The sequence below is a fragment of the Streptomyces sp. NPDC086077 genome (genome assembly GCF_040686175.1).
Lineage (GTDB): Bacteria > Actinomycetota > Actinomycetes > Streptomycetales > Streptomycetaceae > Streptomyces.
The window spans coordinates 52,790-76,073 of record NZ_JBFBJT010000010.1 but is presented as its reverse complement, the minus strand read 5'-3'; the positions used below and the strand labels follow the sequence as shown (position 1 = coordinate 76,073).

Genomic DNA, 23,284 nt, shown 5'->3' with positions numbered 1-23,284 from the left:
TTGACGCCGGCCGACACGGTGGGCGGCCCCGAGCACGGTGATGCCGCCGTTCGTACGGTGGCACCGGTCGAGCACGGCGGCGGCAAACGTGCCGGCCGCCAGGGCCGCGCGGCGGGGGCATGTGCCGGGCCATCAGGTCCTGCGGCTCGGAGAAGTCATGAAGGGACATAGGGTAAATACATGGATACTGTGTCCCCTTTCAGCGTGGAACAGCGCTCTGCGTCGTACTGGCGGGTGACCTTCGACTCTCCCCCGATCAATCTCGTGACCTTCGAAACCTTCGCGGCGCTCGGAGAGCTCGTCGATCGGATGGATGCCGACGACGACGTGAAAGTGGTGGTCTTCGACAGCGCGGATCCGGACTTCTTCCTCGCGCACTTCGATCTGCTACCACCGAAGCAGCCCTACACGGGACCCACATGGCTGGACGTCGCCGCGCGCATGGCCCGTTCGCGAGTGCTCACCATCGCCTCGGTTCGGGGACGGGCGCGAGGAGTGGGCAACGAGTTCCTCCTGGCCTGCGACATGCGGTTCGCCAGCAAGGAGAAGGCCGTCCTGGGTCAACCGGAGGTCGGGGCGGGGATCACCCCAGGCGGTGGAGCCACCGAACGGCTCCCGCGGCTGGTAGGACGAGCACGCGCCCTGGAGATCATCACGGGAGCCGACGACTTCGACGCTGAGACGGCCGAGCGGTACGGCTGGATCAACCGGGCGCTGCCCGACACCGAACTGGACGCTCACGTGGAGCGCGTCGCCACGCGCATCGCCTCCTTCGACCGGCAGCCACTGGCCGAGGTGAAGGCCCTCGTCAACCGGTCCACCCTGCCGTCCACGGCCGACCTGACGGCTGGTCAGGACAGCTTTCGCGCCTCACTGGCCTGGCCTCAGGCGCAGGAACGGATCCGTCAGTTGTTCCAGCGGGGCATGCAGCAGCGAGGCGAACTCGAATATCGCCTCGGAGAGCACATCGCCGGAAGGTGGCGGTGAGGATCGCTCGCGGCCGGTAACCGGCGTCTCCGCACGGATCCCTCGTCCGACGCAGAGGCCACGTCATCGGCGACGCGGCCTCCCAGTCGGCCCCGTCGCCGGCGCAACGCACCCGCGTGGCCGCATCTCCACGAAGGTGGACGGCAGACCGACCGGAGTACCGGCCGCCGCGGCGGTCCGTGCCGCCGCGGTCGCGGAGCGCAGTCAGTGGCCATATCCACTCCGCCGTCGACGGGGATGACGGCCCCGGTGAAGCAGGACGCCCCGACGAAGGCGACGGCCACGGCGATCTCCTCCGGCGAAGTCGTCGCCGTCGCGTCGGGCCGCGACGGTCTGCCTGCCCCAGCTCGATGCCTCGCGCCGCAGTGGCCCGCCCGGCGGCGCGGGTTCCCGGGGCAGAACGTGGGGGCCGATGGCCGTGACGACCACCTCACCGCCGAGACGACGGACTGCTTGCGCCATCTCCACGCCCACGGGTCCGGCGCCGAGCACGAGCAGCCGCCGTTGATGCCCTCATGGCGTTCGCCTGGCCGTTGGCCGGCGGGGTCCGGGCGGCCGCACCGGCGTGGGCCCCGCACGTATGCGCACAGCGCGGCGTCCGGAGCACCGCTCAGTCCCGGTCTCTCAGTTCTGGGGAATGGCCAGGTTCAGGGCCACCGTCTTGCCCAGACCGTTGGGATAGCTCGTCCATTCGTCGACCAAGGCCTCCACGATCAGCATGCCGCGGCCGTGTTCGGCTTCGGGAGCCTCCTCCTCGGTCAGCGACAGCGACGAGGGGATGGGCGGGTTCGTGTCGGAGTCCCGCACTTCCATCCGTAGATGGTCTTCGAAGGCCCGCAGACGCAGGTCCACGTCGCTTCCGGCGTGGATGAGCGCATTGGTCACGATCTCGGAAGCCGCCAGCTCCACGACATCCGACATTTCCTGTAGGCCCCATGAGCCGAGCTGGTCGTGCACGAAAGCGCGGGCCGCCTTGACACCCCGCAGGTCGCGTCGCTGGATGTGCAGTCCGGCCACCCGGGGCTCGTCCTGGTGCCGCGCTCCCTCATATCGAGCCAGCAGCAGGGCGGCGTCGTCACGGCGCTGCTGTGGTGTGCTGACCTCGGAGACGATCCTGTCGGCCAGGTCCTCGAGGTCGTCGCCGGATCCGAGCAGCTCCCGAGCGCAGGTCTCCGGGCTCGCCGACCGTGAGGCGACCAGACCATTGGTGTACAGCATCAGGATCGAACCGGACTCGAGAGTGTGTTCCCGGCCCTCATAGGGTTGGATCATGGGCACCCCCAGGGGCACGTTGGCCGGTGCGTCAAGAGCCACGATGGTCCCGTCGCGTCGCCGGACCAGAGGAGCGGGATGGCCGGCCAAGGCCACCTCCGCAGTGCCACCCAGCGTGTCCAGCGCCACGACGCAGCAGGTCACCGTCAGGGCGGTGCCCAGGCATGCGAGTACCCTTCCGGTCCGGTCGATCATCGCCGTGGGGTGATGGCCCTCCATCGCATAGGACGCCATCGCGGTGCGCACCTGTCCCATGACGGCGGCGCTCTCCACCGCGTGACCCTCCACATCGCCGATGACCAGCACCGCGCGGTCATCCGCGATCTTGAACACGTCGTACCAGTCGCCCCCCACCTTGGAGGTGACATCAGCCGGTCGGTAGCGCGCCGTGGTGACCAATCGTGACAGGTCCGGCAGTCGTCGCGGCAACAGGAACCGCTGCAGAAGCTGGGCCGCCTCGCGTTGCTCGGCGCTCAGTTCGACGCGTTCCACGGCCGCCCCCAGCAGCCCTGCCATCATTCCGAGCAGCACCCGCTCCTCGGACGGGAACCGGCGGGGGCCGGAGAAGGCCAGACAGCAGACGGCGACGACCCGACTGCGGTCGGCGAAGGGCAGATCGACGAACTGCCCGTCCCCCCTGAGTGGCAGGTACGCCTCGGTTCGGGTCTCACCGGAGGACACCGTGCCGAGGAGCGAGGTCCGGTCCTCGGTGAGGTACAGCGGTCGCCCGTGGAACGCGGCGGCCGCCGGTGTCTGGTCGTCCACCCCGGCACCATGGAGAGTGCGCGCCAGCTCCATGGAGTCACCGCTGTGCCCCAGCACCCACAGGCGGCCCTCGCGAGCCGCGACCAGCACGAGCGCTTCGGCGCGCAGCGACGACATGACGCAGTACTGGGCCGCCGCCACGACGTCGTCCATCGTCGTGGCTCGGTTGAGCAGTTCCGCCAGACGCCGCAGCGGGAACATCATGCTCGTTCCGGAGGAACCCGGAACGTCGCGCACACCCCAACCGGGTGTGCACACGCTCGTATCCACCTCCTCCTCCGGAGGGACCAGCATCGGCACCGGCCCCGCCGCCACGCTGACGCCGTGCTCCACGAGACCAGCCAGGGCTTCGGCCAGCTGACTCCCGATGCCCTCGAGCGTCAGCATCTCCGCGGGCTGGAAGGCGCCGCCGGTATCCACACGCAACACGGTGAGAGAGCCAAAGCGCCGGTCACCCGCGGCGATGGGCGCCGAGAGGGCGGCGTACGGATAGGGCAGCACGTGCTTTTGGTCCCGGCCGGCGGGATCCGGATCGACCAGCACGGCCGCCTTGCCCGTGGCCCACGCACGTGCCGTGGCGGACGGCACGTCGAGCGCCATCCGACCGGGAAACGTGAAGAACGAGGGCGCACTCCCGTCGGCCAGCGCCAGCCGGAGAGCGCCTTCGTGCTCGTCCACGAGGTAGGCCGCCGCCGCCACGGCGTTCAGCCGCCGCCTCGCTTCACGAGCGGCACAGTGCAGGGCCTCTGCCAGGTTCGAGCCGTGGACGACGCGGGGACCGCTGCTGCGATGCCGATCTCTTCCTGGTGTACTGCTCCTCACGAGAGGGCTCCCTCCAGCGCAGCGTGGTGCTGGGCGTCGCTAGCGGTCGGTCGCATTCACGGTGTGACTATTCTTCGGTGAGGAGGTCTTCGGCGCGAGCCCGGCGGATCGCCTGTCTGGTCATCTCCGGTCCGGGGCTCCGAGGGCCCCGGCAGGACGACCGCGCCGCGAGGCCAAGCGGTTGTGCTGGAGAGTCGTCCTCGATAGGAGTGCGACCCTCCCGAGGTCCAGTAAACACCTTCCTCGACCCGCCAAACGGCGATTCCGCGGTGACGCTCGTGTCTCGCGTCGGAGCTCTTTCCGGCCCGTTACCGGGGTATGGCCGTCATCGTCGGCAGTACCGTGTGCACCCGGTGATCGTCCTACTGGGGCGCCGAGGCGCCGTGGCCGGCTGCGACATGGATCGCCGGCCGCGGCGCCGCACCCGTCGGTTCGTCACCCTTGCCCGGTGTCCTGTCCTGCGTCTCGGCTCACCCGCCTCAAACGACCCGACCATGGTCTACCCACGTATCGACCTTCGGACGATTCGGCCAGTGAGCGGCGTGCCTGGCATCGAGGTCGTCAAGCGGCGTCCTCCGCGTCGTGCCCCGCACGGCAGCACGGGCAGACCCTCCACGGTGGCACGGGCCGGACGGGCGGCCTTGGCCCCGGTGACGGCGGGGTCCATGGCCCATGGAGACCGGAGGGTCACCACGGCCCATTCCGCAGCCTCGAATCGCATGGCTATCTCTCCCGCGAATGTGTGTAGTCGACGGCGTCATCCCGCGGTGGCCGATGCCGCGGACCGCCGGACGCCACGACGGCGGACCTGTTGGACCGCCCTCGGCGGCGTGCCCGGATCCGCAGGACGACGAGGACCGGAACGATCGCGGCGGCGAGAGCCGCGACGCCGACCAGCCCGGCCTTGTGCAGCAGATCGATCGCGGCCGGGCCGGCGAAGTAGCCGACCACGACCGTGCCGACGCCCCAGACCAGGGACGCGGCGGTGCTGTAGAGGACGAAGCGCCGGTACGGCATGCCCGACGAGCCGGCGACGTAGGGCAGGAACGTGCGGGCGAAGCCGATGAACTTGCCCGTGAAGACGGCCGCCCCGCTGTGGTGGGCGAAAAAGGCCCATGTCCGTCCGTCACGGTGCTGACTCGGGATCCTGTGCGTCCAGCGATGGCGGGGGCGCCGCGCGCACCGGCGGCCCAGGGCGTAGCCGAGGTTGTCACCGGTGACGGCGCCCGCGACAACGACGGCCGAGAGCGACGCGGCGTTCAGATCGCCATGGCCGGCGACTGCCGCCGCCAGCAGAACGGCCGTCTCCCCCGGCACCAGCAGTCCGACGAAGGCGCTGGTCTCGGCGGCGGTCAGGGCGAACACCACGGCGTAGGACCACCATCCGGCCGCCTCGATGGCGGCGTCGAGGTGCACGGCCGTCAGCCCGCCTGCCGCGAGGGCACGGGGCGCGGGGCGGGGACTCGGACCGGCGTCCGAGTCCGGGAGGAGACCACCCGCCCCTGCGGATCCCAGGCGTCCAGGAGCTGGCGGCGCCACGCCTGTTGTCCCAGGAGTCGCCCCGCGACCCACCAGGCCAGCAGCGGTACTCCCGCGGCGAACAAGGCGGCGAGCCCGGGACCGTAGGAGGTCAGGACGGATGTCGCGACGGCACCCAGGCCCGTCGTTGCGACGGCGATACGTACGCGGGGCGAGGGTATGGCGGTCGCCATCGCGACGGCCGTCAGCAGATACCAGCCGGTGAGCGCGCCCGGCAGCGCCAAGTACTCGCGGAAGAGGCTGCCTTCGTGCGCGGGGAAGTGTTCGAAGGGCACCCAGCAGACGTAGGCGAGCCCGGTCCCGCTGGTGAGCAGCAACGCGAGTGCGGCACGGGCGTAGAGCGCCGGCCGCTGGTTCGCCAACCACAGCAGGACGACCGCGGTCAGAGGCCAGGGAAGGAGCACGTAGAGGGAGGTCGTCACCTCCGCCGTGCTCATCCAGGCGAGGTCGAGATACGGCTTGTCGCGGAAGGAGACACCGAGGACGGCTGCGTGGAGCATCGCGACCGCCACCGCACCTGTAGCCAGTTGTCGCAGGAATCTGGGCGGGCGCGCCTCGCGCGCAACCTTGGCGCGGTGGCTGCCTTTCGAAGGAACGGACGCCTGGGCTGCAGCGCCCGGCGTCGAGATGGCGTGGGCTTCCACGTCGGTTACCCCCTCATTGATTGACGGAACAAGCGTAGGTAGTACTTGACGCGTCAAGCAAATAATGTGAGGTCGATCTCCATTCGAGGAAGGGCCCCCGCCCAGGGATGCTTCGGCCTCGGTACCGACGACCGCGTCGCGAGCGACCGCCCCGGGCGCGGCTCCATCGGGACTTCCCCGCACCGGATGCTGCCGCGAGCGGCAGAGCCCGGATGCCCGAGAGCGGCATACGGGCGGATTCCGGTCGAGGAGCACCCAACCACAGCCCGCGTCACCGCATTGACTGGTGACGAAAAGGTCTGCCATGCTGTCACCTGCTCAACCGGTGACGCACGGAAGTGCCGTGCCACCATCCGTGGAAGTGAAGGCGAAAATGGATCTGAAACTCGAAGTTGTGGTGCTGCCCGTCGCAGACGTCGACCGGGCCAAGGCCTTCTACGAGAAGGCCGGCTTCCGCCTGGACGTCGACTACGTGGCCGACGAGAGCTACCGCGTGGTGCACCTCACACCCCCCGGCTCGCAGTGCTCGATCCTCTTCGGCACCGGGGTCACCACCGCCACACCAGGTTCCGCGCAGGGCCTGCACCTGATCGTCTCCGACATCGAGGCCGCCCGCGCCGAACTGGTCGACCGAGGCATCGAGATCAGCGGAATCTTCCACGACGAGGGCGGAGTGTTCCACCGCGGCACGGAGGAAGGACGCGTGAGCGGCCTGGCCCCGCAACGCGCCAGCTACGGCTCGTTCGCCGCCTTCACCGACCCGGACGGCAACGGATGGGCGCTCCAGGAAATCACGACCCGACTCCCCGGTCGGTAAGACGGTCAGACCACCGGACCCACAGCTGAGGCCACCCCTGCCCCCCTCCGGTGGGGCCGAAGCACCCTCGAGGACAGGAACAGAGATGAACGAGGCACCCCGCGCCTACGACGTAGTGGTCATCGGCGCGGGCCCGGTCGGGGAGAACGTGGCCGACCGCGCCCGCGCCGCAGGACTCAGCACCGTGATCGTGGAGCGCGAACTGCTGGGCGGCGAGTGCTCGTTCTGGGCGTGCGAACCCAGCAAGGCACTGCTGCGGCCGGTGGTGGCCCGCGCCGACGCACGCCACGTACCCGGCCTCGAAGACGCCGTGCGGGGGCCGCTGGACGTCGACGCGGTCTTCGCGCACCGCGACAGGATGGCCGCTTACTGGAAGGACGCGGACCAGGTCGAGTGGCTCGATTCAGTCGGTGTCGACCTGATCCGCGGTCACGCCAGGCTCACTGGCCCCAAGCAGGTATCGGTCCGGACTTCTGACGGGGGCACCGTCCGGCTGACCGCGCGGCATGCGGTCGCCCTGTGCACCGGCACCGGCACCGCCCTGCCCGGCATACCGGGCATCGACACCGTACGCCCGTGGACCAACCGCGAGGCCACGGGCGCCGCCCTGGTACCCGGGCGCCTCGCCGTGGTGGGCGGCGGGGTGGTCGCCGTCGAGCTGGCCACCACATGGCAGGCGCTGGGCGCCCAGGTGACCCTGTTGGTCCGAGGTGAGGGGCTGCTGCGGACGATGGAACCGTTCGCCGGCGAACTGGTCGCGGAAGCGCTCCAAGAGGCCGGTGTGGACATACGGACGGGCGCCGAGGTCACGTCCGTGGAGCGCGCGAGCGACGCGGACGGTGAAGTACGGATCAGCCTCGCCGACGGTGGAGAGCTGGCCGCGGACGAGATCCTGTTCGCCACCGGCCGTGCACCGCGCACGGCGGACGTGGGCCTGGAGACCGTCGGCCTCACCCCGGGCTCGTGGCTCACGGTGGACGACACCTTCCTGGTGAACGGCGTCGACGGCGGCTGGCTCTACGCCGTCGGCGATGTCAACCGGCGGGCTCTGATGACGCACCAGGGCAAGTACCAGGCCAGGGTCGCCGGCGCGGCCATCGGCGCCCGTGCCAAGGGAACACCGCTCGACGACACCAGGTGGGGCGCGCACGCAGCCACAGCCGACCACGTGGCCGTGCCGCAGGTCGTCTTCACCACTCCGGAGGTGGCCTCCGTGGGTCTCACCACGCACGAGGCACGGCGGACCGGTCGCCGGGTCGAGGTCGTGGACTACGACCTCGCCCGCCTCGCGGGCGCGCAGCAGTACGCCAAGGGGTACCGAGGGCGGGCGCGACTACTGATCGACACCGACCGCGGCACCGTGGCAGGCGTCACCTTCGTCGGGCCCGGAGTCGGTGAGCTGCTCCACTCGGCGACGATCGCCGTCGCGGGTGAGGTGCCCCTGGACCGGCTGTGGCACGCCGTCCCCGCGTTCCCCACCATCAGTGAGGTCTGGCTGCGGTTGCTGGAGACCTACCGGGACAGCACCGGAAGGCAGTCCTGACCGACGAAGTGCTGAGGCGACGCGCCCGCCTCCGCTGCCCTCAGTCCCGGTTCGGCCGCGGCGCTCGCAGCTCCGGCACGCGGACCAGGACGATCCCGAAGTGGTCACGGTAGGCCGCGAGTACAGCGTCATCGGCAAGCTTCGTCGACCACCCCTCCCCGCCTTCCGTGACGATCAGCCTCTGTCCGCTGAGGGTGATGCGGCCGGTGACGCCGCCGGGACCATGCTTCGCGCACGAAGACGCGCGCGCAGACCCGACCTTGGTAGACGATCGGTCGTATACTTGTGGTATGGGGCGAACAAGTGATGCAAAAGCAAAGATCCTCACCGCGGCTCAGACACTGATCGAGCGACGGGGCTACTCAGCCCTGGGCGTCGCCGAGATCTGCAAGGCGGCCGGGGTACCCAAAGGCAGTTTCTACTACTTCTTCGAATCCAAGGAGACCCTCGCGCTTGCGGTGATCGACTTGCACTGGGCCGCCGAGCGGCGCGACTGGGAGCGTATTCTGCACGGCGACGCCGATCCTCTGCTGCGCCTGCGGCAGTTGCTCGAGGCCACGGAGCAGCGTCAGAGGGCCGGCCAGGGCAGCTACGGGGCGGTCCTGGGCTGCATGTTCGGCAACCTCTCCTTGGAAATGAGCAACCAGGCCGACGCCATACGCCTGCGCCTGCAGGAGATCTTCGAAGCCGAGGTGGACATGGTCGACGCGGTCATCACCGAGGCTCAAGGACGTGGCGAGCTGACGCTGACCGACACCCGGGAGGCGGCCCGGTCCGTGGTTGCGCAGCTCGAAGGGCAGGTGCTCTTCGCCAAGTTGTACAACAACCCCTCCCAGCTCCACACCCTCTGGCAGAGCGGCCTCGCGCTGCTGGGCGTCCGCGACCACCAGGTTCTCGCCATGCCTGCCTGAGCCACTGCAGTACCACTCGGGATCACCGTGCACCTTCGCGGTCAGCGCGGGCGTGCTGATCGCGTACCGGATGCGCTGGATACAGGTCACCCGGAGGATCTACGGCTTCGTCCCAGCCTCCGCCACCGGATTCCTCCTGTGATCAGCTCGGACCTTCTGCTCTCCGCGTCATCGGCATCCTCCTCGGCGCGTGCTTCGTGGCTCTGGCCTCACCGCGACGCCGGCGTGGATCTACCGTCACCGCTGCCGTGGGGCCGACCGGCCCCACGGCGAACATGGCTCCTCAGAACCCCTCATCGGGGTGCGGCGGCTACTTCCCGCCGTTCTCCCAGTGCTGCGTCACGGGAGTCGCCGTGACGTCGTTCGCGTAGACCAGTACGACACGGTGGTTGTACTGGATGGTGTACATCTTCTTCCTGCCGAAGACGACCGTTCCGCTGCTCTTGAAGTAGTCGTCGGTGAGGACCGCGGGCTGTGTGGCGACATACGCCTGGCCCGCCGGGACGGTGTACATGCTGAGCGGGGCCTGCCTGGAAGGGCTGAGGCCGGCCGGGTACTCGGACGCGTCCGGGTAGCTCTGACCGTAGACGGCCACCGGGGTGCTGCCGGCAGGCCGGATGATCTTCACGCCGGTCGCGGTCTTGGCGTTCTTGCCGCCGGGATTGTGGAACCAGACCTTCGCCCCGCTGTACCAGATCGCGGTCCAGTCGCCCTGGACGTCGGCGACGACGAACTGCTGTCCGGCCTGGGCGGTGCTGCCCCAGTCGTTGATCCGGTTCGTGCCGGCGCCGGTTCCGTGGATCGCCTGGTCCCCGAAGAGGGGAGCGTTGTCGTCCGGCGCGGTGCGCAGGTAGACGAAGTTCGACGCCTGCTGCTTGTCCGTGCAGGCGGGGGTGGCTCCGGTCGGGTCGTCTGTGGGGCAGATCCTCACCGTCTGCACGTTGTCGGCGAACGTCGGGGCGATCGTGACGACCGAGCCCGCGGTGGGAACCTCGTGCAGCCCGCTGATCGGGCGGTCGAGCAGCCGCATGAAGTGACCCCAGTCCCATCCGTTACCCGGATCCCAGTGCATGCCCGACACGTAGGCGTCGGCCGGTCCGGCAACGTTGTCATGGCCCAGGATGTGCTGACGGTCCAGTGGTATGCCGAACCGTGCGGCCAGGTACTTCACCAGTTCAGCGGTGGCCTCGTACTGCGCCTCGGTGTACCACGTGGCGCCCTGTGCGGCGTAGCCCTCGTGTTCGATGCCGATCGAGTGCATGTTCGTGGAGTAGTTGCCGGCGTGGAAGGCGATGTCCTTCGTGGGCACCATCTGGGTCACCGCACCGTCGGACGACCGCATCACGTGGTGCGTCGCGGCGGAGTTGGTCGGCTGGGCCAGGCCGTTGACCCCGGCCTGGTAGGAGGCTTCCAGGTCGTGGATGACGATGCTGTCGATCCTGATGCCGTTGGCAGGCCGGTCGGAGACCTGCACGCCGGCCGGAGAGCCCGGTACGAACGTGCACTGCACGAGGGACGGGCATTCGGTGACGGCGTCGTCCGACACCTTCAGGTGCAGCCGGTCCACCTGAGAGGCCATGGGGCGGACCGACGGTACGGCCTCCAGCCGGACGCGCTCGCCGTCGTTCGTGACCCCGGTGGCACCCTTGCGGATGGTCTCGAAGACACGGTCGGCGAAGATCACCGCGCCCTGCTTGTGCGTCGACTGACTGTAACGGGCGACAGCGCCGTACCACTTGGACGCGTCCGTAGGCGTGTCACCGGTCAGCTTCGTCTGGTACGAGGCCAGAAGTGCCGCACCGCCACGGATGTTCGCGCCGGGGTCCTCGCGGAGCGTGTCCTCCGACAGTCCGGTCAGCTTCGCGGCGGCCTGGAGGGTGTGCAGGGCCGGATCGGCCGCCAGGGAGGCGAGGTCGCCGCGCCCAGCGGCGCCCGCGTCACCGCCCGCCATCATGGCGGGGGTGACATCGGTGAGGTGCATGGGCCCGAAACCGCCGCCCGTGCTGGGATGCGCGCCATGTGCGCCCCATCCCGACTCCTGATACGCCACGCCGAGCAGGACGCTGACGGGAACGTGGTACTCGGCGGCGGCCGAGGCGAAGTCCTGCTGCCGCGAGGCATCGGCCGTGTCGGCGAGTGCGGTGAAGTGCACCGTGGCGAGGCCGCCTGCGGCCAGCGCGCCCGCCGCGATGATGCCGGGGACTCGCAGCCGCTTCTTTCTTCTGTGCAAAACGCTGGTCCTTACGCGAAATTGGGGGTGAACGGTCGTCGGGTGGGTACTACGCCACGACCACGTCGCCGAGGAGGACAGCGGGCATCAGCGCGCCTGGTCACAGGCGCTCCGCCTCCAAGCCTCGCGATCGGCGAGCGCGCCTTGTGAGGCCGCCGGTCACGAATTCACGCCGTGAGCTCCCATCCCGGCGCCGCGACCGCGACCAGACCCCGAGGCGATCCGCCTCCAGGAACGATCCCGGCACGACCTGCAGCCGCACATCCTGCTGGTAACAGGTGTCGCGAGCCACGGTCGGCTTCCGGTTCACACGTACTTTACGTGGGTCAGTCACGATGACGGTCGCCGGGTATGTGTGACGAGCAGACGACATGTTTCTCAGAGGCGTTGTCGAGGCACCGCCGCACCAGGCTGATAGGGCTATCACCTCGCAACGTATGCCCCAGCTACTCTCACACGTTGCTCAGCGCGGGGCCGTTCGCAAGGCGCGCCACCCACGCGCGACGCGGAAGGCGCGACCGCAGCCCGCCCCGGACTGCCGCATCGAACAGATCGTTCGCAGAGGTCTTGTCGCAGGCCTCAACCGTCCGCTCCACGACAGCGGGAGGCGCTCATGACGGCGCTCCAGCCCGAGGCATTCTTCGAGTTCGACCGCGAAGCCGTGGCCGCGCAGATCCGTGCTCAAGACACCACCGCCGTGCCCCGCAGAGCGCAGGCCGATGCTGCTCGAACCCTGGTCGGTGACTCGCAGGCCGACAGGCTGCTCCCCGACACACTGTCCGATCGAGGCAAGCCCTACGAGGGTCATCCCTCGGGAGCGCTCTTCTTGGTTGGCTCATCGACGGTGCCCGCCGCTGTCTCGCGGGCCATCGCAATCATGGTTTCGGCATGGTGCCGGACGGGATCTCGGCCCTCCGGCACCATACCGCCCGTCTCAGGCCGCCGTGACGTCGAGCACGACGCGGAAGCGGGCCTGACCGGACAACATCCGCTCGTAGGCTTCCGCCGCCTGCGTGAAGCGCATTACTTCGACGGTGGGGCGGATCTCGTTGGCCAGGCTGAAGGCCAGGTTGTCCTCGTTCTCGATCGAGGTACCGGTCAGGCTGCCCACGACCGCGTGGGTGCCGAAGATCAGGTCCGGGGTGGCGATGGTCAGCGGATCGGGTGCCGCCCCGACCACAACCAGCTTGCCGTTCGGGGCGAGGCCGCGGACCAGGGGGTTCATGGAAGCGCCGCTGGAGGCGGTGGCGATGATGACGGACGCTCCGCCCTGGGCGGCCAGCTCGGCTCCGGGGTCGGTGCTGGTGCTGTCGATGTATACGTGGGCGCCCAACTGCCGGGCGTAGTGCTCCTTCTCCTTGCCCCGGGCGATCGCGGCGACGCGGTAGCCGAGGCTGCGCGCGTACTGCAGCGCCAGGTGGCCCAGGCCGCCAATGCCCTGCACCGCGACGAGGGCGCCGGCCCTGGTCCGCCCCTGCTGGAGGGCGGTGAAGGTGGTCAGGCCGGCGCACAGCAAGGGAGCGGCGTCGATTGCGGAAATACCTTCGGGAATCCGCACCAGGCCGCTCGCCCGGGCATAGGCGACCTCGGCGTAACCACCGTCGATCGTCGTACCCGTCTGCTCCTGGTTGAGGCAGTTGACGAAGTCACCTCGGCGGCAGGGCTCGCACTCCCAGCACTGCCCGTTCAGGAAGCCGACACCTACGCGGTCGCCGGCCTGCCAGGTGCTGACCCCGGCGCCCACGGCGTCGATGACGCCGACGATCTCGTGGCCCGGGACGATGGGTCGCGAGGGGTCCGCGCGCAGACCTTCCACGGCCAGGACATCGGTGTGGCAGATTCCGCAGGCCTCTACCCGCAGGCGTACCTGTCCGGGTGCCGGGTCGGTCAACTCGCGCTCGACCAGCTGCAGATTGTGGACGCCGGTGGCCTGAAAGGCCCGGTACGTGGACATGATGGCTCCTGAGTTTCGTTCGGCCAGGGAGGTTGGACGGACCCGGCCCCGCGAGCGATGGCAACTCCGCCCCGGGTGCGGAAGACGAGGCTCCGGTGAGCGGCGCCCTCGCAATATGACCGGTCGTCTCAGACAGCTTAACCCATGCCCCAACGGGTTTCCGGCCCTCTGGACGTTGCCACCCGGGCAGTGGCAGGGCAGAGCCCCTCGCCCCGCCGGACGCCTGGAGCAGGGCCGGGCCCGGCCCCCGACTACCGGCTCCACACCTCCTCCGCCGGTGCACGCCGGTACACGCCGATGAAGCGTCTACGGCATGGTCCGGCGCGGGTTGCCCGCATGGGTGTACGGGTCCATGGACACGGCCGCTTGACTGTTAGGCGACCGGTCGTCTAGCTTAGAAGACCGGTCGCCTAGTGGCGCCGGAAACGACCCGTCGATGGAGGCACTCCATGTCCACTCCCGTCAAGCTCGCTATCGTCTACTACTCTTCCACCGGTACCATCACGGAGATCGCCAAGGAGCTCAACGAGGCCGGCGTGAAGGCCGGGGCCGAAGTCCGCCTCCTGAAGGTCGCCGAACTCGCCCCCCAGGCGGCCATCGATTCCAACCCCGCCTGGGCCGCCAACTACGCGGCCACCGCCGACACCCCCGAGGCCACGCCCGATGACGTCGAGTGGGCCGACGCCGTCATCTTCGGCACACCGACCCGCTTCGGCAACGTTTCGTCCCAGCTGAAGCAGTTCATCGACACGCTGGGCGGCCTGTGGGCCCAGGGCAAGCTCGCCGACAAGGTCTACAGCGGCTTCGTCTCCTCTGCCACGGCTCACGCCGGCCAGGAGTCGACCCTGCTTGCCCTCTACAACTCGATCCACCACTTCGGTGGCCTCACCGTCACGCCGGGCTTCACCGACCCGAACAAGTTCACCGATGGCAACCCCTACGGCACCTCGCACGTGGACGCCCAGGGCTCCAACCCGGTGGACGATGTCACGCGTACCGCCGCCCGCATCCAGGTCGAGCGTGTCATAAGGATCGCCGGTGCGATCAAGGCCGATGCCTGAACCAAGCCGTGCCGACGAAGGCAGTAGCCCGTCCGCTCGGTGAGGCGGGGACGGACCACAGGTTTCTCGGGCCCACAGCGTGGAGGTGGGCCCGGTTCCCAAGGCTTCCGATGTCCCGACGCCTACGCGCTCGCACTCGCCGCCCAGCGGACGACCGGCGGATCATGTGGGTGTCGAATGTTGCTGGCGCAGGCAACGGCCAAGGGGTGTTTCCCGGTGAACGGCCTCGGTCTGCGCCCTCGGTACCACCTGAGAAAGGAAAAGATCATGAAGGAGTTCCTGGTCGAACTGACCACTGTCGTTCCCGAGGGAACCGACCAGGCGGTGGTCGACCAGCGTCGCGCCGCCGAAGCTGTGCGGGCCAAGGAGCTGGCAGCGCAGGGACACCTCTTCAGGCTGTGGCGCCCGGTCGGAGAACTTCGCAGCATCGGCGTCTGGCTTGCCGATGACGAGGCGGAGCTGCGGGCGAAAGTCCTCGGCAGCCTGCCCCTGTGGCCCTGGATGACCGCGGTGGTCACCCCTTTGCAGTCCCACCCCAACGATCCGGGCCGGGTCGGGTGAGCCTTTCCGGCGCAGCCTCGTGGGGCAACGCCGACCTGGGTAGCGGACAGTACCCCTCATACGAGATCAGGAGTATCTGATGGAAAGCACAGGGACACAGCAAGACATTCTGCGCGGCGTCATCGACCGTTGGAAGGCTGCTGTCGACGCGCATGAACCGCAGCAGGTGGCCGCATGCTTCACCGAGGACGCGATCTTCCAGGGCCTGCACCCCTACAGCGTCGGGCGCTCAGGTGTGGCTCAGTACTACGATTCCCAGCCGCTCGGGCTGAAGGCGGACTATGAAGTACTCGAGACCCGGGAGCTCGCCGACGAGGTTCTGCTCGGCTACCTCGGCGTCGACTTCTCCTTCGTCGACCGCCCGACGATCTCCGTCAATATCGGCATCATTCTCAAGCGTGTCGACAGCGAGTGGTTCATCAGCCACTACCAGGTCTCCAGGCTCCCATGACGGTCCTGTCGAGGGAGGTCTCGTGCCTCCCGCCGGCAGGCGAACCGTGCCGGGCTCTGCTGCCAGCGAGTAGGTGAGCGAACCCCCGCCGGACGTACGGGCCGCCCTGCTCCACCGTGACCACGGTGAGGGGCGGCTAATGAGTGACGGAGGCGGGCGCGCTCCTCTTACGAGCGCGGTAGGCGGCCGCCTTGATCTTGTTGCCGCAGGACTCCATCCCGCACCACTGCCGACGCGTGCCGCGGGACCGGTCGATGTAGACGCGGGTGCACTCGGGATTGCCACACTCCTTCAGCAACGGCACATCGGGCCCGGCGAGCAGTTCGACGGCGAGCCGGGCGACGGAGGACAGGGCTTGTTCCGGGGTCGCCTCCGTGCGGCGCCCGGTCGGTGTGAGCTGAGGGGCCGTCGTCGGTCTGCGTGCGGCGCTGTTGAGAACACGCAGCGACTCGGTGTCGTACTTCTGCCCCCGGCGTCGCGCCGTGACCAGCGCGTAAATCGCCTCTCGCACGGACACGGCCTGTTCGACATCGTTCTCGTCGCAGGGCTCGATCCGATCGACGAGTCCGGATTCCACGTACCAGGCATCCAGCCGGTCCGGCGAGGCGAACATCTCGAACCGCACTGAACGCCGTGCGCGCAGCGTTGCAGCGAAGTCGAGCGGGAAACTGCCGCAGACAAAGACGTGGTCAAGATTCACATCACCATGTTGTCAAGTGACTCCCAGGGGCAGCAAGGGACATCGTGCCCGAGAGCGGGTGCCGCGTCGCGGATGTGAAGGTCTCGCCGTTGACACTCGGTGCGGAGTCATGCAACTCTTCCGTCACCACTTAAGCAGGTGACGGAAGGGGTGCGGGCCCGAGTCGTTGCCTTCGCCTGCGGCCCTGCTGCGAGACGTCGCTCCTGGACGTCGAGCTTGCGCGGCGAGAGGGTAAGCGGCCCGAGGTGTCACGGACCGCTTGTCATGGGGCCCGGAGAGGGAGAGCGCCGTGGGTGGACGGTGCTTCCGCTGCTTCGAGCCCCCTACGGCTGTACGAATGCCGCCACCTCCGGCGACGCACGTCGGGAAGACCGGCACCTTGAAGGAGCACACCACATGACGAACCAGCCGAAGCGCGAGACCCGCGGAGCCCCCGTGGGGCGCCGGGCCTTCCTCGGCACACTGGCCGCGGGTGCCACAGCGATCGCCGCCGCCCCCTACCTCCAGCGTGGCTGGGAAGGTGCCCTCGGCGCCGCCTCGCAGGTCGACGCGACAGGACTGACCGGGCTGCTTCCCAACCCCGGAGGCTTCCGGTACTACAGCGTTGTCAGCTCGGTGCCGCGGAAGAACGAGTCGAACTACGCGCTGCGGATCGGCGGTCTGGTCGACCAGCCGAAGACCTACACGCTGTCCGAGCTACGAGCCATGCCCCAGACCCGGGTGGTTCACGATGTTCTCTGCACGGACGGCTGGAGGGTGGACGACACCCCTTTCGCAGGTGTGAAGCTCGCGGACCTCCTGGACGCCGCCGGGGTGCGCTCCCCAGGCACGGCCATCCGTTTCACATGCTTCGACGGTGCTTACACCGAGAGCCTCACTCTGGAGCAGGCGCGTCGCTCGGACGTCCTGGTCGCGCTCAGCATGCAGGACAAGCCCATCACCCACGAGCACGGAGGACCGGTACGCCTCTTCGTGGCTCCGATGTACTTCTACAAGTCGGCCAAGTGGCTGTCCGGCATCGAGGTCACCGACAGAGTCATTCCCGGCTTCTGGGAGGAGCGCGGCTATGCGGTCGACGGCTGGCTCGACGACGCCGACCGGCGCAGCGATGCGACCTGAGCCGGCAGACCGGGTCCGCCGGTTCGGTCCCGTCCAGCGGATGGTGCATCGGGGGACCGCATGGCTCATGCTGCTCTGCCTGGTCACCGCGGCCTGTCTGTACCTAGGTCCGTTGGCCCAACTCGTCGGCCGACGTCATCTGGTCGCCGCCGTCCACGAATGGTCGGGGATCTGCCTGCCCGTGCCCTTCCTGCTCGGGCTGTTCTCCCGGAGTTTCCGCGCGGACCTACAGCGTCTGAACCGGTTCGCGGTGTACGACCGGCAGTGGCTGAGGGCCGTGCGCAAGCGCCGCACCTCACCGGAGGCGCGGCCTGCCGGCAAGTTCAACGCAGGTCAGAAACTCTTCGCGGGCTGGATCGCGGGGGCTGTGCTGGTGATGATGTTCACCGGTTTGCTCATGTGGTTCCTGGGGCTGCTGCCCTTCATCTCCCGTACCAGCGCCATCTTCGTCCACGACTGGCTTGCCTGGCTGATCACCATCGTGATCATCGGGCACATACGCAAGGCATATCAGGACCCCGAGGCCCGGCTCGGCATGCGTACGGGATACGTCAGCACTGCTTGGGCCAAGCGCCACCACTCTCGATGGTTGCGGAATGAGCGGGAGGGAAAGCACCGCCCAGGCGGGAGTGAACGACGACGGAGAGAGTGACCCGTCGAACTTCCAGTGCTCTGTGGCGGGTTGACCGGATTTCTTGCCCCGCCTCCGGAGCGCGCGGAACGGGCCCCGACCTCCTGCGTGGCATCTGGCAGGTTGCCGCTTCCTCGGCCTACCGGGAATCGGTGCAGCCGAGGGCATGGAGTCATGATCCGCGGCGACCCGTTCTGCAAGTGAGAGAGCTCCTGCCGCCAGGGTGTTGATCGGCTGGTCCTGGCGGCAGGAAGGTGGTCGTCCGCACACACTTCCCCGTTGTGCGGACGACCACCGCAGACGTGCGCCGAGCCCACCGGGTCCCACCAGGAGGACCGGCGGGGGCTGCCCTGGAACGGCTGCTGCGGATTCCGCACGGCGACATGAGCCGATGTCGTAGCCCAGCTCACAAGGCCGCCGACGGCCCACTGACCGACCTGCGCCCCCGCGCCCGGCTGCAGGACTGCACGTTTCAGCACCCGCATCGCGTCCGACCACATCGCGTCTGAGGACTTCTTCGGCGACCTGGGTCGGTTTGATGTTGATGTGCTGGGAGACCTCCGTGCGGGGGCGATCGTCAGAGCATCAGCTGGTCGATGGTGAGCGGAAGAGACCGTAGCCGACGGCCGGTGGCGTGGTGGATCGCGTTACCGATGGCCGCCGCCAGACCGACCAGGCCGACCTCGCCGACACCCTTGGTGCCGGCTTTCGATGCGCGGTCGGGTTCGCCGCAGAAGATGACGTCGATCTCGGGGATGTCCGCGTTGACGGGCATCAGATAGTCGCCGAAGGTGGCGTTGGCGACCCGCCCCGTGCCGGGATCGGTGGCGGTCTCCTCGAACATGCCCTGGCTGATGCCTCCGACGGTGCCGCCGATGATCTGGCTCCTGGCGGTCTTCTCGTTGAGGATGCGCCCGCCATCGATGGCCGTGACCACGCGCGCCACCCGTAGCAGTCCCAACTCGGGGTCGATGCGCACCTCGACGAACTTCGCGCCGAAGGCCCCGGCGGGGGCCATGCCGATCTCTTCGGCCACCGGCGGAGTGTTGCGGCCGTCCGCGCTGAGCTCCTCCAGGCCGTGTCGGGCGAGGATGTCGACGAACGCCTCGCCCTGGTCCGGTGAATCGGTGCGGTAGAGCCGGCCTCCGCCGACCGTCACCTCCTCCGCTCCGGCACCGCGCAGCGGGGAGGCCTCGTCGTCGTGCACGATGTCAAGGAACTCCTGGACGAGCTTTGCGCAGGCGATCTTGACCGCGCCCGACAGCGCCCCGGTCAGTCCGGACCCGCCGGCCATGGGCGCGTACGGCATGTCGGAGTCGCCGAGGTCGAAGCGGACCTTTCCGATCTCCAGCCCGAGGAGTTCGGCCGCGAGTTGCGTCATGACCGTGTAGGTGCCGGTGCCGAGGTCGGCGGCGGCGCTGCGCACGTAGGCCGAGCCGTCGCGGCGCAGCGACGCCCGTGCCTGGCAGGGGGCCTGGAAGAAGGGGAACGCCCCGGCCGCCATCCCGTATCCGACGAGCCACCGGCCGTCTCGCATCGAGCCGATCTCCGGCCTGCGCAGGGACCAGCCGAACCGTTCCGCCCCCAGGGTGTAGCACTCGCGCAGCGCGTTGCTCGACCAAGGCAGTCCCAGTACGGGATGGGTCTCGGCGAAGTTGCGCAGACGGAATGCCAGCGGGTCCATGCCGATGGCGTGGGCCGCCTCGTCGATGGCGGATTCCAGAGCCCAGTTGCCCTGCGCCTCGGCAGGCGCTCGCATCGAGCCGGGGCACGGGATGTTCAGCCTGGCCTGACGGTCGCGTGTGCGGGCGTTGGGGCAGGCATAGGCGACTGCCGAGCCGAAGGCCACCGGTTCGTAGTCGTCGTCCTCCATCGTCACCGACGAGATGCTGTGGTGTTCGATGGCGGTGAGGTCACCGGAGCGGGTGACGCCGATCTTGATTTGCTGCACGCTGTCGGGGCGGTGCCCGACCGAGGTGAACATCTGCGGCCGGGTCAGCACGAGCTTCACCGGGTGCCTGACCTCGCGGGCGGCCAGCACGGCGAGGATGGTGTGGGACCACACCCGCAGGCCCGCGCCGAAGCCACCGCCGATGAAGGGGACCAGGACCCGGATCCCGCTCTCCGGGATACCGAAGATGTGCGCGATGGAGGTGCGTACGTTGTGCGGCCACTGCGTGGAGTCGTGGATGGTGACCGAGTCGCCGTGCCAGGCGGCGACCGTGGCGAACAGGCCGAGCGGGTTGTTGGTGTTGTCCGGGGTGGTGTACCGCTCGTCGACCACCACGTCTGCCTGGGCGAAACCTGCCGCCACGTCCCCGCGGTCGTGGTCCATGCCCCACGGGTTCTCCACGATCTGCGCGCGGGGATCCTCGGTGTCGAGCAGGGCCTCGGCCGGCTCGTACTCGACACGCACCAGGGACGCTGCGTGCCGGGCCTGCTCCGGCGTGTCGGCCACGACGACGGCGACGTGCTGGCCGTAGTGCAGGATCCGGTCGTCCTGCATCGGAGCCGGCACGGACGGCCCGAGCAGGGTCATCGGGCCGCGCTCCAGGTGCGGGGCGGTCAGGTGCGTGATGACGGTGAGGACGCCGGGGGCGGACTGTGCGTCGGAGGCGTCGATGGCGCGGATTCGTCCGGCGGCGACGGTGCTGCCGACCAGGGCCGCGTGCACCATGCCGGGGTAGCTGAAGTCGTTGGGGTAGTTCGCCGCCCCGGCGACCTTCAGCGGCGCGTCGACGCGGTCGATGCCTTCGCCGATCACCGGTGTGCGAGTTTCGACGGTGGTCATGACGGTGCTCCCACGACGGTCTCCAGGGTGCGCACCAGGGTGCGCTTGGCGAGTTCCACCTTGAACGCGGTGCCCGGCAGGGTCCGGGCGCCTTCGAGGGCCGCCTCGGCCGCCGCTCGGAAGATGTCGTCGTTCGCCGCGGCCCCCCGCAGCACCTCTTCGGCACCCCAGGCCCGCCACGGAATCGTGCCGACTCCGCCGAGGCCGATCCGGGCCTCGCGGATGGTGTCGCCGTCCATCTCCAGGGCGACGCCCGCCGAGGTCAGGGCGAACTCGTAGGACACCCGGTCACGCACCTTGAGATAGTGCGACCTGGTTCCCTGCGGCAGCAGCGGGATCTCCACCTCGGTGATCAACTCACCGTGGTTCAGGACGTTCTCGATGTCAGGCCTGGTGCCGGGGGGCAGGTAGAACTGCGTCAGCGGAATGGACCGGGGGCCGTCCTGGCCCTGGACGTGGACGATCACGTCGAGCGCCACGAAGGGGACCGCGACGTCCGATGCGTGCAGCGCGATGCAGTGCTCGCTCGTGCCCAGGATGGCGTGCATGCGCTGGATACCGGTGATCGCGGCACAGCCTGACCCGGGGGCGCGCTTGTTGCAGGCGCCCACGGTGGGGTCGCGGAAGTACCGGCACCGCGCGCGCTGGAGGAGGTTGCCGCCGATGGTGGCCATGTTCCGCAGCTGGGTGGAGGCCCCGAGCAGCAGTGCCTCCCGCACGAACGGCAGCCGTTCCTGGAGCACGGTGTCCGCCGCGAGCTCCTCCATCGTCGTGAGGGCGCCGACGCGCACCGACGCCGCGGTGTGCATAATGCCCCGCAGCGGCAGCCTGGTGATGTCGACCAGCCGCTCAGGGTGCAGGACGCCGTCCTTCATCAGATCCAGCTGTGTGGTGCCACCGGCGAGAAAGGATGTCTGCGGATCCGCGGTCACGGCCGCCACCGCCTGGTCGGCCTCGGTCGGCCGGACGTACTCAAAGGGACGCATCGTTGTCCTCCGCCACAACTTCGCGAATGGCGGCACAGATATTTGGATAGGCGCCGCAGCGGCAGATGTTCCCGCTCATGTATTCGCGGATGTCTTCTTCCGTTCCTGCTCGCCCCTCGGCCTGCAGACACACCGCGGACATGATCTGCCCGGGCGTGCAGTATCCGCATTGGAACGCGTCGTGCCGGGCGAACGCCGCTTGCATCGGGTGCGGCTCACCGTCGTCCCCGAGGCCTTCGACCGTGGTGATCTCGCGACCGTCGTACTGGGCCGCCAGCGCGAGACACGACACGATGCGTTTCCCGTCGACGAGGACGGTGCAGGCACCGCAGGCCCCCTGGTCACACCCCTTCTTGGCGCCCGTGAGCCCGAGATGGTCGCGCAGGGCGTCAAGGAGCGTCACCCGTGAGTCGAAGCGCAGACGACAGGAGTCGCCATTGACCTTCAGGGTGACGTCCACACTCGGAAGTTCCGGCGTTGCTTCGCTGGGGCGCGTCGTGGTTTCTACATGCTTCATAGCGCCTCGATCCGCTCGATCCTGCCCAGGGCGATATGGCGGAGCGCCTCGTCGTGCGAAGCGCCATTAGTTGATGCTAAAACCGGCCCGGTCGGCTCGCCATTTGGAGCGTCGAACCATGATCTTGCCGAAGGGCGCCGTTCGTGAGGTGTGGGGAACCAGCCGTGAAAGCGCGTGAAGATCACACATGTGGTTGGCCGGGCTCGAACGGGGCGATGGGACCCACATCTCGTAGGGGGAGTCGCTGCGTTATGCCGATTCAGTGAGCTATGGCGTGACTGTGTTCTACTACGACGGACTCGGGAACAACAACAGGACCGGCGACACGCTGGTCATCATGATGTCCGACATCATTTGCAGGCGGACCTCCGCAAGGACGGCTGTCAGAACCGGGCCAGCTCGTTCGAGCTGAGCTGAGCTGTCATACGGTCGCTCCGATCGCTCCCATGGGCTGTGACCCGGCACCCACGAGTACGCTGCGTCATCGCCTATCCGACGTCGGCGTTCGAGACGTCGGTGATCTTCACTCGTGCGCTGCCGCCAAAGGTGCGCATGACGATGTCGTAGAGATAGGTCTCGTCCGAGCGGGGAGCGATGACCGCGCGGGCACCGGGCAACAGGGCTGGCGTCACCACGTCGTTTCGCTCGCCGGGTCGCGATCCGCTGATCACGACCAGGCGAACGCGAGCGCTCCCCGTGTTCTCGAGCGTGACCGACCGGGTTCTGGGGCACTGTGTGGCAGGTGTCTCGCTGCGGCAGTGGAATCGCACGTCGCCAAAGCCCATCAGGCCGCATGAAACCTCGGGGGAATAGGTGAAGTCGGCCGAGCACGCGGCGCCGACCCGCAGGTCCTGACCGGTCGACGTGCCGCTGTCCTGGTCCATGGTCAGCAACGCCACCGCGTACACGGCAGCCGCACCACATACCGCAGTGGCGGCGAATGCAGCAGTTTTGCTCATATGGATCCTAGAGGGGTGCCTCGT

At 68.7% G+C, this 23,284-nt stretch carries 20 protein-coding genes and 1 pseudogene; 9 read left to right on the top strand and 12 right to left on the bottom strand.

What is annotated here, in order from left to right; translation table 11 throughout:
* Nucleotides 1-204: 204 nt before the first annotated feature.
* A complete protein-coding gene (locus AB0O67_RS05170; protein ID WP_365446313.1) occupies nt 205-987 on the top strand; it encodes an enoyl-CoA hydratase/isomerase family protein in 783 nt (260 codons plus the stop codon).
* A 204-nt stretch (nt 988-1,191) separates the two neighbouring features.
* Here AB0O67_RS05170 and AB0O67_RS05165 read toward each other — a convergent pair whose 3' ends face one another.
* The 4 genes from AB0O67_RS05165 to AB0O67_RS05150 form a co-directional block, all read right to left on the bottom strand.
* On the bottom strand, nt 1,192-1,479 hold the full coding sequence (locus AB0O67_RS05165) for an NAD-binding protein (RefSeq protein WP_365446310.1): 288 nt from the start codon (nt 1,477-1,479) through the stop codon (nt 1,192-1,194).
* 132 nt (nt 1,480-1,611) lie between these two features.
* Nucleotides 1,612-3,846 (bottom strand): SpoIIE family protein phosphatase, encoded by a 2,235-nt coding sequence (locus tag AB0O67_RS05160; protein ID WP_365446307.1) that lies wholly within the window; start codon nt 3,844-3,846, stop codon nt 1,612-1,614.
* A gap of 723 nt (nt 3,847-4,569) precedes the next feature.
* Nucleotides 4,570-5,262: a DedA family protein gene (locus AB0O67_RS05155; protein ID WP_365446304.1), complete on the bottom strand. Its 693-nt coding sequence runs from the start codon at nt 5,260-5,262 to the stop codon at nt 4,570-4,572.
* Between the two features lie 5 nt (nt 5,263-5,267).
* Nucleotides 5,268-5,885: a hypothetical protein gene (locus tag AB0O67_RS05150; RefSeq protein WP_365446301.1), complete on the bottom strand. Its 618-nt coding sequence runs from the start codon at nt 5,883-5,885 to the stop codon at nt 5,268-5,270.
* A gap of 517 nt (nt 5,886-6,402) precedes the next feature.
* On the opposite strand from AB0O67_RS05150, the gene AB0O67_RS05145 reads away from it, so the two are divergent.
* Nucleotides 6,403-6,846: a VOC family protein gene (locus AB0O67_RS05145; protein WP_365446298.1), complete on the top strand. Its 444-nt coding sequence runs from the start codon at nt 6,403-6,405 to the stop codon at nt 6,844-6,846.
* An 85-nt stretch (nt 6,847-6,931) separates the two neighbouring features.
* Nucleotides 6,932-8,389: an NAD(P)/FAD-dependent oxidoreductase gene (locus tag AB0O67_RS05140; RefSeq protein WP_365446295.1), complete on the top strand. Its 1,458-nt coding sequence runs from the start codon at nt 6,932-6,934 to the stop codon at nt 8,387-8,389.
* A gap of 40 nt (nt 8,390-8,429) precedes the next feature.
* Here the strand turns inward: AB0O67_RS05140 and AB0O67_RS05135 are convergent.
* Nucleotides 8,430-8,594 (bottom strand): annotated as a pseudogene (locus AB0O67_RS05135) (arylamine N-acetyltransferase); the annotation flags it as partial.
* An 85-nt stretch (nt 8,595-8,679) separates the two neighbouring features.
* Here AB0O67_RS05135 and AB0O67_RS05130 point away from each other — a divergent pair.
* Nucleotides 8,680-9,300, top strand: a complete 621-nt coding sequence (locus AB0O67_RS05130; protein WP_365446292.1) for a TetR/AcrR family transcriptional regulator — start codon at nt 8,680-8,682, stop codon at nt 9,298-9,300.
* A gap of 310 nt (nt 9,301-9,610) precedes the next feature.
* On the opposite strand, the gene AB0O67_RS05125 is transcribed toward AB0O67_RS05130, so the two are convergent.
* A complete protein-coding gene (locus AB0O67_RS05125) occupies nt 9,611-11,530 on the bottom strand; it encodes an N-acetylmuramoyl-L-alanine amidase (RefSeq protein ID WP_365446289.1) in 1,920 nt (639 codons plus the stop codon).
* Between the two features lie 934 nt (nt 11,531-12,464).
* Nucleotides 12,465-13,484 (bottom strand): alcohol dehydrogenase catalytic domain-containing protein, encoded by a 1,020-nt coding sequence (locus tag AB0O67_RS05120; RefSeq protein ID WP_365446286.1) that lies wholly within the window; start codon nt 13,482-13,484, stop codon nt 12,465-12,467.
* A gap of 449 nt (nt 13,485-13,933) precedes the next feature.
* Here AB0O67_RS05120 and wrbA point away from each other — a divergent pair, with 449 nt between their 5' ends.
* The 3 genes from wrbA to AB0O67_RS05105 all read left to right on the top strand — a co-directional run bounded on the left by wrbA (nt 13,934) and on the right by AB0O67_RS05105 (nt 15,557).
* On the top strand, nt 13,934-14,545 hold the full coding sequence (gene wrbA / locus AB0O67_RS05115; RefSeq protein ID WP_365446283.1) for an NAD(P)H:quinone oxidoreductase: 612 nt from the start codon (nt 13,934-13,936) through the stop codon (nt 14,543-14,545).
* Nucleotides 14,546-14,812: 267 nt separating this feature from the next.
* The gene (locus AB0O67_RS05110; RefSeq protein ID WP_365446280.1) at nt 14,813-15,106 is read left to right on the top strand and encodes a muconolactone Delta-isomerase family protein; all 294 of its coding nucleotides are present in this window, start codon (nt 14,813-14,815) and stop codon (nt 15,104-15,106) included.
* A gap of 79 nt (nt 15,107-15,185) precedes the next feature.
* Nucleotides 15,186-15,557 carry a hypothetical protein gene (locus AB0O67_RS05105; RefSeq protein ID WP_365446278.1) on the top strand — a complete coding sequence of 124 codons (372 nt, stop codon included), beginning with the start codon at nt 15,186-15,188 and terminating at the stop codon, nt 15,555-15,557.
* A 136-nt stretch (nt 15,558-15,693) separates the two neighbouring features.
* Here AB0O67_RS05105 and AB0O67_RS05100 read toward each other — a convergent pair whose 3' ends face one another.
* A complete protein-coding gene (locus AB0O67_RS05100; RefSeq protein ID WP_365446275.1) occupies nt 15,694-16,257 on the bottom strand; it encodes an ABATE domain-containing protein in 564 nt (187 codons plus the stop codon).
* A gap of 396 nt (nt 16,258-16,653) precedes the next feature.
* On the opposite strand from AB0O67_RS05100, the gene AB0O67_RS05095 reads away from it, so the two are divergent.
* Both AB0O67_RS05095 and AB0O67_RS05090 read left to right on the top strand, forming a co-directional pair.
* Nucleotides 16,654-17,376, top strand: a complete 723-nt coding sequence (locus AB0O67_RS05095) for a molybdopterin-dependent oxidoreductase (protein WP_365446272.1) — start codon at nt 16,654-16,656, stop codon at nt 17,374-17,376.
* Entirely contained in the window at nt 17,324-18,028 is a 705-nt protein-coding gene (locus AB0O67_RS05090) for a cytochrome b/b6 domain-containing protein (protein ID WP_365446269.1), read from the top strand. The genes AB0O67_RS05095 and AB0O67_RS05090 overlap by 53 nt, the downstream gene beginning before the upstream one ends.
* 556 nt (nt 18,029-18,584) lie before the next feature.
* Here the strand turns inward: AB0O67_RS05090 and AB0O67_RS05085 are convergent.
* The 4 genes from AB0O67_RS05085 to AB0O67_RS05070 all read right to left on the bottom strand — a co-directional run bounded on the left by AB0O67_RS05085 (nt 18,585) and on the right by AB0O67_RS05070 (nt 23,200).
* Nucleotides 18,585-20,798, bottom strand: coding sequence for a xanthine dehydrogenase family protein molybdopterin-binding subunit (locus AB0O67_RS05085; protein WP_365446266.1), 2,214 nt, complete (start codon nt 20,796-20,798; stop codon nt 18,585-18,587).
* Nucleotides 20,795-21,784 (bottom strand): xanthine dehydrogenase family protein subunit M, encoded by a 990-nt coding sequence (locus tag AB0O67_RS05080; protein WP_365446263.1) that lies wholly within the window; start codon nt 21,782-21,784, stop codon nt 20,795-20,797. The genes AB0O67_RS05085 and AB0O67_RS05080 overlap by 4 nt, the downstream gene beginning before the upstream one ends.
* Nucleotides 21,771-22,301, bottom strand: a complete 531-nt coding sequence (locus AB0O67_RS05075; RefSeq protein ID WP_365446260.1) for a (2Fe-2S)-binding protein — start codon at nt 22,299-22,301, stop codon at nt 21,771-21,773. The genes AB0O67_RS05080 and AB0O67_RS05075 overlap by 14 nt, the downstream gene beginning before the upstream one ends.
* A gap of 488 nt (nt 22,302-22,789) precedes the next feature.
* The gene (locus AB0O67_RS05070; RefSeq protein ID WP_365446257.1) at nt 22,790-23,200 is read right to left on the bottom strand and encodes a hypothetical protein; all 411 of its coding nucleotides are present in this window, start codon (nt 23,198-23,200) and stop codon (nt 22,790-22,792) included.
* Nucleotides 23,201-23,284: the final 84 nt, after the last annotated feature.

Coding starts and splice junctions, on each gene's coding strand:
- AB0O67_RS05110 (WP_365446280.1), top strand. CDS start 14,813: ATGAAGGAGTTCCTGGTCGAACTGACCACTGTCGTTCCCGAGGGAACC.
- AB0O67_RS05145 (WP_365446298.1), top strand. CDS start 6,403: ATGGATCTGAAACTCGAAGTTGTGGTGCTGCCCGTCGCAGACGTCGAC.
- AB0O67_RS05095 (WP_365446272.1), top strand. CDS start 16,654: ATGACGAACCAGCCGAAGCGCGAGACCCGCGGAGCCCCCGTGGGGCGC.
- AB0O67_RS05105 (WP_365446278.1), top strand. CDS start 15,186: ATGGAAAGCACAGGGACACAGCAAGACATTCTGCGCGGCGTCATCGAC.
- AB0O67_RS05085 (WP_365446266.1), bottom strand. CDS start 20,798: ATGACCACCGTCGAAACTCGCACACCGGTGATCGGCGAAGGCATCGAC.
- AB0O67_RS05130 (WP_365446292.1), top strand. CDS start 8,680: ATGGGGCGAACAAGTGATGCAAAAGCAAAGATCCTCACCGCGGCTCAG.
- AB0O67_RS05090 (WP_365446269.1), top strand. CDS start 17,324: ATGCGGTCGACGGCTGGCTCGACGACGCCGACCGGCGCAGCGATGCGA.
- AB0O67_RS05075 (WP_365446260.1), bottom strand. CDS start 22,301: ATGAAGCATGTAGAAACCACGACGCGCCCCAGCGAAGCAACGCCGGAA.
- wrbA (WP_365446283.1), top strand. CDS start 13,934: ATGTCCACTCCCGTCAAGCTCGCTATCGTCTACTACTCTTCCACCGGT.
- AB0O67_RS05080 (WP_365446263.1), bottom strand. CDS start 21,784: ATGCGTCCCTTTGAGTACGTCCGGCCGACCGAGGCCGACCAGGCGGTG.
- AB0O67_RS05120 (WP_365446286.1), bottom strand. CDS start 13,484: ATGTCCACGTACCGGGCCTTTCAGGCCACCGGCGTCCACAATCTGCAG.
- AB0O67_RS05140 (WP_365446295.1), top strand. CDS start 6,932: ATGAACGAGGCACCCCGCGCCTACGACGTAGTGGTCATCGGCGCGGGC.
- AB0O67_RS05150 (WP_365446301.1), bottom strand. CDS start 5,885: ATGCTCCACGCAGCCGTCCTCGGTGTCTCCTTCCGCGACAAGCCGTAT.